General features: G+C 58.6%; 9 protein-coding genes. 7 read left to right on the forward strand and 2 right to left on the reverse strand.

What is annotated here, in order from left to right; translation table 11 throughout:
• The first annotated feature begins 321 nt into the window (after window positions 1-321).
• A complete protein-coding gene (locus GSQ93_RS26005) occupies window positions 322-525 on the forward strand; it encodes a DUF1737 domain-containing protein (RefSeq protein ID WP_158938506.1) in 204 nt (67 codons plus the stop codon).
• Window positions 526-1,212: 687 nt separating this feature from the next.
• Here the strand turns inward: GSQ93_RS26005 and GSQ93_RS38305 are convergent.
• Entirely contained in the window at window positions 1,213-1,431 is a 219-nt protein-coding gene (locus GSQ93_RS38305) for a hypothetical protein (RefSeq protein ID WP_254074059.1), read from the reverse strand.
• Window positions 1,432-1,840: 409 nt separating this feature from the next.
• Here GSQ93_RS38305 and GSQ93_RS26010 point away from each other — a divergent pair, with 409 nt between their 5' ends.
• The gene (locus GSQ93_RS26010) at window positions 1,841-2,941 is read left to right on the forward strand and encodes a helix-turn-helix domain-containing protein (RefSeq protein WP_158938507.1); all 1,101 of its coding nucleotides are present in this window, start codon (window positions 1,841-1,843) and stop codon (window positions 2,939-2,941) included.
• A gap of 596 nt (window positions 2,942-3,537) precedes the next feature.
• A complete protein-coding gene (locus GSQ93_RS26015; protein WP_158938508.1) occupies window positions 3,538-4,653 on the forward strand; it encodes a porin in 1,116 nt (371 codons plus the stop codon).
• A 113-nt stretch (window positions 4,654-4,766) separates the two neighbouring features.
• Here the strand turns inward: GSQ93_RS26015 and GSQ93_RS26020 are convergent, their stop codons facing one another.
• Window positions 4,767-6,089 (reverse strand): MFS transporter, encoded by a 1,323-nt coding sequence (locus GSQ93_RS26020; protein ID WP_158938509.1) that lies wholly within the window; start codon window positions 6,087-6,089, stop codon window positions 4,767-4,769.
• 262 nt (window positions 6,090-6,351) lie between these two features.
• Here GSQ93_RS26020 and GSQ93_RS26025 point away from each other — a divergent pair, with 262 nt between their 5' ends.
• The 4 genes from GSQ93_RS26025 to GSQ93_RS26040 all read left to right on the forward strand — a co-directional run bounded on the left by GSQ93_RS26025 (window position 6,352) and on the right by GSQ93_RS26040 (window position 11,637).
• Window positions 6,352-7,287: a LysR family transcriptional regulator gene (locus tag GSQ93_RS26025; RefSeq protein ID WP_254074060.1), complete on the forward strand. Its 936-nt coding sequence runs from the start codon at window positions 6,352-6,354 to the stop codon at window positions 7,285-7,287.
• Window positions 7,288-7,400: 113 nt separating this feature from the next.
• The gene (locus tag GSQ93_RS26030; protein WP_158938510.1) at window positions 7,401-8,084 is read left to right on the forward strand and encodes a TetR/AcrR family transcriptional regulator; all 684 of its coding nucleotides are present in this window, start codon (window positions 7,401-7,403) and stop codon (window positions 8,082-8,084) included.
• A gap of 70 nt (window positions 8,085-8,154) precedes the next feature.
• The gene (locus GSQ93_RS26035) at window positions 8,155-9,975 is read left to right on the forward strand and encodes an alkyl sulfatase dimerization domain-containing protein (protein WP_158938511.1); all 1,821 of its coding nucleotides are present in this window, start codon (window positions 8,155-8,157) and stop codon (window positions 9,973-9,975) included.
• A gap of 30 nt (window positions 9,976-10,005) precedes the next feature.
• Window positions 10,006-11,637, forward strand: a complete 1,632-nt coding sequence (locus GSQ93_RS26040) for an AMP-binding protein (protein ID WP_158938775.1) — start codon at window positions 10,006-10,008, stop codon at window positions 11,635-11,637.
• Window positions 11,638-12,080: the final 443 nt, after the last annotated feature.

A 12,080-nucleotide genomic window follows, 5' to 3' on the forward strand; every position in this document is an offset into this window, starting at 1 on the left:
GCGATGAGGCTTTGGAAGCCTGTCTCAGAAGGCGTTGGCATTCCTTTTACCGCCGACACCTTCACTGCGTCGGAGTCATCGCGGCGATGGTCGCTCCTGGCCGGGTACTGCCTCATGCGATTGGCACACCTGCTTGAGCCCTGCACGGCTGCGGTCGGCAGCACGCGACCCACAACGGTCGGTCGCACGTCCCGTAAGCGGTCTTGAGCAGCCTTCGCATCGCGGTCTCCCCGCACTTCCAATTGACGCTATATTTTCGTGCTTTCACTAAGACGGCGCCTCGCTGTCACCACACCACAAGTCAGATCAGGGAGCACAGACATGTCTTCAGAGCCGCCAAATGGCTTGCCGCGCTATCGTATTCTTACTGGAAAGGATGACGCTGCTTTCTGCTATAGGGTTTCGGAAGCGCTGGCGCTTGGGTACCAACTTTATGGCTCACCCGCGGCAACATTTAATGGAGACTACGTGGTCGTTGCACAAGCGATCCTTTGGGGAGTGAGGTCTACGTCCGAGGACATCTGATTAATTACGAACGATGTTGCCGATAATTGTCGTGAATCTGCACGCCGGAGCCGATGGGCCGATTTTGGCCGCATGCCGGCAATCGAAGAAACGCTTGGAAATCGTGGCAAATCCTGAAAAGTAATTCCCGAGATCGGCCAACGCGGGGAATTCGCTCAAAACTTTGAAGTCACTTATCGCGCTAAAGGCAGGTACACCGACGGTAGATTCCCCGACGGCGAAACGAATTCATAGCTCACGCCTTGCCATCTGAAAAGCGATATTCCAAGCCCGATTGAAGTAAAGAACGTGGCTGCAGCCACCACGCATAGAGCCTTCGTTCCTCGACTCATAGAAGTCTCCTTCATCCGTTCAGTGTCGAGTCACTTGTAAATCGCTTCCAGCTTAATGACTCTGGAAACTTATTGTCGACAATTTAAGCGCCAATGTCGAAGGGCCACCCTTGGCCGGTTTAAGCCTGATGCAATGAATCGGTTTCACTAGCCTGAGCTGAATAGGACATGAAGTACCGCTCTTCGCTTGAATGATCTATGCGGAATCCGTTCCCGGAAACTGTCGCAGGGTTATTTTTGCTGACCCCCGAAAGCACCGCATGGTTCAAATCAGATTAAATAAACGTTCATATCGTCGCCAAAACATCGCGCTTATTACGCGACGACGACGGCAGTTGTGTATAACGCGAATGCCTTAAGCCGGCGAGCAGTTTAATCCGATGCAGGCCTCAAGCTGTTCGAGCCGGTCGTTGATTCGCCGCATACGAGATTGCTGTGCGGGCACAAGCGCACTGGATGCGACCAAATCAATCCGGTTACGCCAGTAGGACAAGGGGATTCGGTCATCACCGGAAATTCTTCGGATTACCTGCTCCAGGTGAAGAATATCCCTTTCAATTTGCCAATGATTCATTAAGCACTCCAAGCTAAATGTTATTTTTACTTTTTATGGGTCGAGTTCGAGGCAATGCGCGGCACGTGCCGCCAGAGAAGGGCAGCACAGGTCCTGAAGGCAAAGCGTTATACACAACCCGTTAGAAGTGGATAATTTACGTCCGTCTATTTTTAAGCTTGCCCCGCGAATTTCCGTGGGCTACGGTCAGATTCGCTTTGTTTCCGTGGCTTCCGGTATCACCGCTCAAAGCCAGGAAAAATTCTTCATCACACTATTGGCATAGACGCCATTCTTCCCCGGCGGCGCTACGCTATAGTGGGCCTCACGCCAAAGCGTTAAGCCGAGAGATAATTGATGATGCAGAAGAAAATTACTTGATCGTTTGCCCCTCGTCTATCCGAAATTAGTCACGCATGGAAATTTACGCATGGATACACCGGAGCGATCAGTGATTGGGGGTACCCAAGCCAACGCGACTGCTCAACACGCGTCGGACGAGCACGCGGCGGAGGTCGATGGCGGGCTCTCATGGCTGGACCTTGCGACGACCGATGCAGAGGACGCCGCAGACGTTCAGCGTCGATGGATGCCAACCGAGTATGACCAGGTTGATTGCGGCGCGTTTGCCGGACGGTTTCAGCAACTGAGTTTTCAAGACACACTCGTGGCCGCTGAACGCCAGAATCGCACCGTGCTGAAGCGGCTACATTTCCCGCCCGATTACTGCTCGGTGAGCTTCGTCCGTTCGGTTTCAGGTCGGGCACGATGCGACCTCGAAGCTATTTCCCAAGGGACGGTCGCCTACCTGCCGGCAAACAACGAGTACGAAGTGCTTTTACCGCCAAGCGAGATCGCCTATTTTCGGATCCGCCAGGACCGATTTTTACAAGCAGCCGACACCTTGGGTTACGGCTTGCCGGGAGACGGGTTCCAAGCGCTCATGTTCGATAGCATTCATGCCAATGATCTAAATGACATGCTCGAGACCTTGATGTCGATTCGACATTCGCCTGATTCAAGCCAGCCTGAGTCAAGCCAGCCTGAGTCAAGCCAGCCTGAGGCATTGAATCACGAGTACCTGGAAAAGGTCGTGCTGGAGCGCACTCTCGGCATTCTTTCCAACTCGACCGCCAAATCCTTTCAGATGCCGTTGGGTAGTGGGTATCGAATCACCCAAGCGGCGCAAGCATTGATTGAAAGCAGACCCGACGAGCCGTTGACGGTAATGACTTTGTGTCAGGGGCTGGGAGTCAGCCGTGCCTCGCTTCAACGCTGCTTCTTGCAGATTCACGGTGTTGCGCCGCTTGCATACTTGAGAATGCGACGGCTCAATTGCGCGCGGCGTGCCCTGAAGGTGGCGCGCGGTACAAGCGCCACGGTGACGGCCATCGCTATGCACTGGGGGTTCTTTCATTTTGCTAGATTCGCGCAAGATTATTTCCACCAATTTGGCGAACTTCCCTCCGCGACACTCGGCAGGTCGGGCAGGACGAAGTCCGAGCCTGGCCAATCCCGTCTGCAGCGTTAATCCCGACGGGATCGGTGCGAGACTCCCTGGCCGAACATTCACGGACTATTGACTGCAAACAGGCTACATCCGAGTGTCTTCGCGAGTGTAGTGTCTATCCGTCGTTTCAGATCTGTCATCGAGCGGTGACGCTCCCGGTCCACGCACCGGCAAACCGACGCATTGCATTCGCAAGAGTCGGTTCGACTTCACGAAATCGCGTACCTCGCAAATGGGACTGCGGCGCCTATACAACAGTCGCATCCTTTCAGATTGCGTATTGGAGGCTCGCGCCTCGTCACAACGCACTCGACATCACCGCTCTCCCATGGATTTCATGAAAAGCTCTCGGGCGGCTGGCAGCGGCTATCCCAGCTTAAAACCCTTGCCGGCCCTCCAGCACACGCCAACCATGCCATGCAGTAAGCGCATCCAGATGATAACAACAATGCACTGGAATTATCGCTGGCTTCCCGTCAAATTGAAGACGCAAGCACCGGCTTGTGACTCAGCAGGAAGAATCGACAAGCCTTTTGCCCCGAGATGCAGAGGGCTGTCGATTCCGGCGCAAAGCCACCAATTCGCAGAAAGCGAAACTCAAAAAAAGGGGAGACAGTATGAGGAAGTTGAGCAAGTGGCGTTATGCCTTGCTGCCGGTAGCACTGGCTTGTCAGCAAGCGCATGCGCAATCGAGCGTCACGTTGTACGGCGTTGTCGATGAAAGCGTCCGCTACATGACGAACGCTAACAAAGCGGGTGATTCAAGCGTAGCGCTTGGTGCTGGCGGCCTGACACAAAGCCGCTGGGGCCTGAAGGGTGTCGAGGATCTGGGCGGCGGTTGGTCGACCATCTTCAAGCTCGAAAATCGATTCGATATCAACAACGGTCAAAGCGATCCCACCTTGCCGTATTTCAACGAGGCACAGGTCGGAATACGTTCGAGTACGTATGGCCAGGTCATTATCGGTCGTCAGTACAACGTGATGATTGAAGGCATCACGATTGGCGGATACGGCAGCAATCCATGGGTCCCGTACGACTTCAGTTTCCAGCCCGAAGTGACCATGAGCGGCGGAATCTGGACGAGCAATCAGGTTCAGTACCAGTTTCACGCCCATGACCTCATGGTCTCGGCGGGCTATGCGTTTGGGGGTGTTGCCGGTCACACGTCGTATGGCAGCGAGATCGGCTTGGCGGCCGCCTATGCGCCAGCGGGCGGTCCGGTCTCGCTGGGTGGCGCCTATAAGGAATCGAAAGACTCAGTCAACGGCGCCGATTCGAAGTCATGGACCTTCGGAGGATCGTACACATGGGACAAGACGCGATTTGCGCTGGGGTACATCGTTGACCAGAACGCCGCCGGTTTCTCCAATTTCGCTAATGGGCCGTTCACGGCAGCCGCGCTGACGGCCCTCAAGTACACCGACTTTTCGAAGCGTCGCATGATCATGGGCGGCGTTACGCAACAGGTGGGTGCTGCGTGGCACTTCGCGGCGAACGTTTGGCGTACCTTGCAGGATGGCAAGACGGAATCGAAGGATGGGTCTGCGTGGCAGTATCAGCTAGTGGGTGACTACAACTTGTCCAAGCGTACTGACGTCTACGTTGAAGCAGATTACTCGCAATACCGGGGAGACCTGATTGGCGCGCAATTGCAAGGTGTCAACGGCATCGGGCTGGCTCAGAGGGGTACGCAAGTGGGCGCGATGGCAGGCTTGCGTCATCAGTTCTAAAGTTACTGCGGCGGCCTCCGGATCAAAAACTGCGGCGCTCGGTTAAATGCCGGGCGCCGCAGATTTTTTATCCAAGCATTTCGAAAACAACGCGCTTGGAATTGAAACCGCTTTCAACCGATGGGCGATTGTTGCAAGCGCTGATGCGAACGTCGCGGATCGAGTAGCAAGAATCCTGCTGCGCCCACTACGAGCAACAGCACGCCCGTAGCGATAAAGCCCAACTCATACCCTCGATTGTTCGCCACTGCGCCGAGCACCTTGCCCATTGCAGCAGGCGCAACCAAACCCGCCAACGTTGCAATTGAATTTGTGATTGCCAGCATCGCGCCGCGCCGCGAGTCCGGCGTGACTTCAGCCACCAGCAGCGGGCCGAACGTGAACGCCTGGAGAGCCAGCGCGCTCGCCAGTGCCATCAGCGCTACCTTCGCAAACGGCGGGGCATCGACATAAAGCATGCAGTAGGCCAATCCGCTCACGACGCACGCGCTGCTGACCAGTGCGCCACGCGCCAGCCGCGACGATACCCCGCGAGCAAGCATTCGATGCGACAGCATGGCCAGCCCGAGCCCGATGGGGATTTGCGCCGCCACTTGCAGCGCGAAGAGCCAGCCGGCCTCGGTAGCACTGAACCCAAGCGCTACCCGGAAGTAACTAGGTACCCAGGTCACGCCAATCGCGATCACTGAATATCCGACAAGCCCCTGCAACAGCACGCCGATCACGGTCCGGTCGGTGAGAAGGCGCCCATAACTCACACTCGAGCGGACCGGAGCCCAACCGGCGCGCAGCGCACTCCCGAGCGGTTGGTTGCGATGCGCGTCGCCGCTTTTCCCCACGCCAAGCCAAAGGATCGTCCACATGACGCCGACCACGCCCAGCGATAGAAAAGCCGCGTGCCAGTACCAGCGTTGAGCAATGAAGGTGAGCACCGGCCCCGCCAGGATGATGCCGGTCGTCGCGCCTTGCTGGACGATGGTAGTCGGCAGCGCGCGTTCATGATCCTCGAACCAGGTGTACACCACGTGCAGGGCGAGCGGCGACGCCGGCCCTTCTCCCGCGCCGAGCAGGATGCGGCAGGCCAGCAGCACGGCGAAGCTAGTCGGCCACGCAAGGGGCAACTGCGCGACCGCCCACACGAGCGCAAGGCCCGCCATCAACCATTTCACGTTGAGCCGGTCGGCAACCAGCCCGACACCGATTCCCGATAACGCGAAAAGCAGGAAAAACGCGCTTCCGACGATTCCAAACTGCGCATGCGTCAGTTGCAGGTCGCGCATGAGTGGTAGCGCAACGAGCCCGAGCACGGCCTTATCGGCGAAATTGATTGCCATGAAAAGAAACAGCGACGCCACGATCACCCAGCGCCGACGGCTAGCTGTTGCCATGGGTGCAGAGCGGTCCAGCACGAATCCGGAATCTTTTGCTTCTAACATCGAATGCTCCTGAGAATGCCCTGGCAATAAGGTCGGCGAACCCGACCCCGACGCGTTACCGATGGCGATGGCAGCACATGGACACGGCGGTGGACGAGGCGGGTTTTGGAGCGGTGCGCGGAGTAAGGTTTTCAATAACGTCTCCCGTGTGCGGCGCGAGTATTGAACCTATCGAGTCGGTCCGGGCCGCAGGTTTGCGCCCATTTGAGGTGGTATAACGCAATAGTTCAAGTGCAATATCTTTATCGGAACGTTGCAGACAATGCATGAAATCAATTCGCGCCGGCTCTCCCATGTGGTTGCGCTAGCTGAGGAAGGAAGTTTTGCCCGCGCGGCCGGCAGGGTCCATTTGAGCCAGCCCGCGCTGAGCCGCAGCATCCAGGCGCTTGAGGACGAACTGGGCATGAAGCTCTTCGATCGCGCCGCGCGCGGCGTTGCGCTAACGGCTGCCGGCCGTCTCCTGGTCGAGCGAGCACGGCGCGTGCTGTTCGAAACGCGGTGCATGTTCCGCGATGTCGAGTTGCTCAAGGCGCACGAACTTGGTGAGGTGAAAATCGGCCTGGGCCCTTACGCGGCGGTCGTGCTGTTGCCGGACCTGCTGGTCGAATTTTCACGGCGCTTTCCCAAGATCAAGGTGCTGATCGAGTTGAGCGAAGGCGACGAACTCATGCAGAAACTTCGCGCTGAACGTGTCGACTTCGTGGTGACGGACCGGCGCGTTCCGCCCGTCGCGCCAGACTTGGCGCTGCACCGGTTGCCGCGTCATGAAGGCGGCTGGTTTGCGCGGCCGGATCATCCACTGCTGGCGCGCGGTCCGGTGCCGCTTTCCGCGTTGCGGGAGTTTCCGCTCGTTTCCGTGTCGCTGCCTGGCTTCATGAAAGATGCGCTGCATCGCCTGCTCAAATATCGGGCGCACGAGGAAATTCCGTTGCAGGTCGAGTGCAATGACGTCGCTGTGCTCAAGGAGGTCGTGGCCAGAACGGATGCGGTGTTGTTCGCAACCGCCTCGGCGGTCCGGCGCGACCTGGAGACTCAGCGTCTCGTGCGCATTCCGCTCACCCATCCGCCGAAACTGAGCCTTGAGTTTGCACTCGTGTCCCTGGCTGAGCGAACCCATTCGCCTGCCGCCAGTGCGGCGCTGGCGTTGGCTGAGGAAGTCATGGACAGCGCCAATACGGCCGCGCGCGGATTGATGTAGTCGCCATGCGCCATGCTTAGGGCTTTCCCTTGGCCGGGTTGACAAAGAGCGAGTGTTCGCCGAGGATCCGGAATCCCGATTCCGTTTTTGCGCAACACCGCTCATAGAACCTCATGACCCCACCCCAACCACGCAGCCGCGCAGCAGTTGAATCCGCCCTCGCGGTGCCTCGGCAGGCGCGCAGCCAGATCGGGCTGGAAAAAATGCTACAGGCTGGCCGCGAGCTGATTGAGGCGAGCGGCAACCTGGACGACCTGTCCATCACGGATATCGTGGAACGCTCGGGTACCTCTATTGGCGCGTTCTATCGGCGCTTCGACAGCAAGGACATGTTTTTCGATGTAGTGCTCGACCGGGCAATGACCGAAGGCCGCAACCGTATTCGCGACATGGTCGCGAGCGAGCCCGAATGGCGCTCGGGAGACGCACGGAAGGTCGCGGACGCAATCGTCGAGATGTATGTGCAGTCGTTTCGCCGCAACCGCGGGCTGTTCCATGCGTCGCTGTTACGCGTGTCGCGACCGAGAACGACGTGGGACGTCGTCAAGGAAGCGAACCGCGACGTGCTGACGTTGATCGTGCCGCCGCTCGTCGCCGCCATCGTGAAAGAACGCGGTGCACGAAAAGCGGATGCACCGCCGATCGAGTTCGAGGTACAAGCGGCGCTTCAACTGATCCTGGGAATGCTGGTCAACATCGTCCTGAACGATCCCGGCCCGTTGTCGCTGACGAGCCGCCGCCTCACGCCCTGGCTCAAGACACAGTTTTGCCGTTGCCTGATTTTGGGCACTCCCTGATTTTTTCGGCAAAAACGGAATAAGAATTTCGATTCCGTTTCATCCAACCGATTTCCGCGAGGAGACATCCATGACCCCATGCTGCGCCGGCTTATCACGCCAACCTGCTTTTGACGCGCCACACGTTGGCGAACCGCTCGATGTCGCATTCGATGCCGGCGTGAACCTCGCGTTCGCAATCGCGGCGCCGACTGTCCCACCGCGCCTGACGGAACATTCGCAGCGCATGGCTCAGCGCATCTATCGCGTGGCGGAGCGCGTGTACTGCGCTGTGGGCTATGCGATTGCGAACATCATCTTCGTGGTCGGCGATGACGGCATCGTGGTGATCGATACAACCGAGGCGGTATCGGCGGCGAAGCGCATTTATGAGGACTTCTGCGCAATCGATCCGCGCCACGCGCAATTGCCGGTTAAGGCGGTGGTGTATACGCACAACCACACCGACCATACGGGCGGCGTGCGTGCGTTCGTCAATGAGGCGCAACTCGCGACGGGAAGCGTCGAGATCATCGCGCACAGTTCGCTGATGGAAACGGTCAACAACAATGCGAACCTGGTCGCGCCTATCCTTGCCGCGCGCTCGGCGTACAGTTTCGGCACGTTGCTGCCTGCAGGCGCGACCGGCAAGGTCAATGCCGGAATCGGGCCGGTGCTGATTGCCGAAGCGGCGAGCTTCCTGGCGCCCACACGTGTGTTCGACGATACGCTGAACATCGTGCTCGCTGGCGTACGGTTCCAGTTCCACTACGCGCCATCGGAAGCCGATGACGAGATCGTGATGTGGCTGCCCGAGCTTGGCGTCCTGCTGTCGGCCGAGGTGATCCAGGGTGAGTGTCTGGCGAACGTGCATACGTTGCGTGGCACGCGCTATCGCGATCCGGTGCGCTGGTATCGCACGATCGACATGATGCGCGACTTCCATGCCGCGCACATGGTGCCGGCGCACGGCCGTCCAGTCTCGGGCGAAGCAGCCGTGGCGGATGTATTGTCCGTGTATCGCGACGCGATCCAGTTCATCCACGATCAGGCGATCCGCCATATGAATCGCGGTCTCACGCAAGACGAACTCGCCGATGCCATTCCGTCGCTACCATCGCATCTGGCCCAGCATGCGTGGCTTGGCGAGTACTACGGCACGGTCAAGCATTCCGTGCGTCAGGTGTACACCGGACAACTGGGGTGGTTCGATGGAGACCCCGCTTCTCTCGATCCATTGCCACGTGTAGAGCTGGCGCGTCGCACGGTCGACATGATGAACGGCACCGAAGCAGTGCGCGCGGCCGCCCGGGTGGCACTCGGCGACAGTGACTGGCGCTGGGCTGCCGAGCTTGCCACGTTGCTCGTGCGGCTCGATACAACGGATACCGACGCGCGGACGATCAAGGCGGAGGCGTTGCGCGAGTTGGGGTATCGCACCGAGAACACGAATTGGCGCAACTGGTACTTGAGCGCGGCGCGCGAGCTGGAACATGCTTATGACGAACTGCCGTTCGCGGGCGGCGGCGGATTGGCGTCAATGGACGTGATGCGCGCGCAACCGCTTGGCAACGTATTGCAGCGCCTCTGCGTTTGCGTCGATCCCATTCTCTCTGCCAATGTCCACATGATCCTCGTGTTGTGGCTGACGGATCGGGACACCCCGTTCGCGCTGGAATTGCGCAGGGGAGTGCTTCAGGTTCACGAGCGCCCGTGGCCGAATGCTCACCTCCAGCTTGCACTCGATACCTCTACTTTGTACACGATGCTGCGCGATATCGCGGGCCAGGTGCCGGAGATGCTTCAAGAAGGAAGCGTCGTGCTCGAGCGTGGAACCGCTGATCAATTGCGTACGTTTATAGCCTGCTTTGATCGGCCGTCGCGACGCTTGCCCGCGCTTGCAGCACGGTAGACATCGAGGAGAAGCCCAATGAAAAGCACGATGGAAAGAATCTGGCTAAAGGCCTATCCGCCCGGTGTTCCCGCGGATATCGACCCGACGCAATACCGTTCGCTGGCGGACCTGCTTGACGAGAGCTTCGAGGCGTTTGCGCCACGGCATGCGTTTGCCTGCATGGGCAGGACGCTGACGTATGCGGAACTCGACGTGCAGTCGCGAAATCTCGGCGCATGGCTGCAATCGAAGGGCCTCGTCCGGGGTGCGCGAGTCGCGATCATGATGCCGAATGTGCTGCAGTATCCGGTGGCAATGGCGGCTATCGTGCGCGCCGGCTATGTGATCGTGAACGTCAATCCGCTCTATACGCCGCGCGAACTTGAACATCAACTGGTCGACAGCGGAGCCGAGGCAATTATCCTGCTCGAACCATTCGATGCAGTCCTGCAGGCTGTTCAACGCAACACGCGGATATTGCATGTCGTGGTGACATCGATGGGCGTGTCAGGCCCGCTCGCGTCTGACGACCAAACGCCTACCCCTCGCACTACCTTCAGTGAAGCTTTGGAGCAAGGCGCCCGGAGCCCATTCAAGCGTCCCGATCTCAAGCCCGATGACCTGGCTGTTCTGCAATACACCGGCGGCACGACGGGCGTTTCGAAAGGGGCGATGTTGCTGCACAGGAACCTGATCGCCAACGTACTCCAGAGCGAAGCATGGCGCGAACCGTTGATCCGTGACCGTCCTGATACCGATCCGATTGTCACCGTGGTCGCCTTGCCGCTGTATCACATCTTCGGGCTGACGGTATGCGCGTTCCTGACCATGCGGGCCGGCGGCCTCGGTATCCTCATTCCGAATCCGCGCGATATTCCCGGCATGATCAAGGCGCTGCAGGGTTACGCGATCACCTCGTTCCCGGCCGTCAACACGCTCTACAACGCGCTATTGAACGACCCCGGTTTCGCCACGCTCGATCTCTCCAGGCTACTGCTTGCGAACGGTGGCGGCATGGCAATCCAGCAAGGGGTGGCCGCGCGCTGGTTTGAGAGGACGGGCAAGCCGATCATTGAAGGCTATGGACTGTCCGAGACTTCCCCGTGCGCGACCAGCAACCCGTCCAACGGCACTGCGTTTACCGGTGCGGTCGGGGTGCCGCTGCCTTCGACTTTCATCGCGATTCGCGACGACGACGGGCACGACGTCGCCCACGGTGAGCCCGGTGAGATCTGCATTTTCGGACCGCAGGTCATGGCGGGATATTGGAACCGCCCCGATGAAACCGCCAGCGTCATGACGCCGGACGGTTACTTCAAATCGGGCGACATCGGCATCATGGATGAACGAGGATTCGTAAGGATTGTCGATCGCAAAAAGGACATGGTCATTGTGTCCGGCTTCAACGTGTATCCGAACGAGATCGAGGACGTGGTCGCCTCGCATCCTGGCGTGTTCGAGGTCGCGGCAATTGGTGTGCGCGACGAACATTCGGGTGAAGCAGTGAAGCTTTTCATCGTGCGTCGTGACCCGGGTCTTACCGAGGGTGACATCCTGGCGTTTTGCAAGGAACAGCTGACGGGTTACAAGAGACCGAAGGCCGTCGAGTTCTGCGATGAATTGCCCAAGAGCAATGTGGGAAAGATCCTGAGGCGCAAGCTGCGCGAGAGGGAAAACTAGGAGGTGGGGGGTAATCGGCTGAGTTTGCATCAGATCGAACTCAGCCGGAAGCGGACCTTCAAGCACGGGTCAACGAGCGATCTAATCAAAATTAAAAATACGATGGTGAAGGCTGCAGCGCAAAAAAATGCCCGTGGCCTATTCGTCCATCCCTCGCCAGATACAACGGAACTCCCGCAGTTGAATTCGATTCTTTCTCCGTCGATAATTGGCCTCATTCATACAGCGGCCACCCGTACTTCCCGCCGAACGTCGCGATCCGACACGCACAAGCCGCGCTTGTGAAAGTGCTGATACCGCCCGGGATCCGTCCCTGAACCGCGCTCGATCGCGGTTTTCTCACTTTGATGCGGTTCGATTTTATTGTGCAGCGCCTCGCGTCAATCAAGCGAAATGGCGGTGAATAGCGCCCTTTTTACCGGGCCGCGCGCAGTCGAGTCACT

It is taken from the genome of Burkholderia sp. S171, assembly GCF_009766085.1.
GTDB lineage: Bacteria > Pseudomonadota > Gammaproteobacteria > Burkholderiales > Burkholderiaceae > Caballeronia.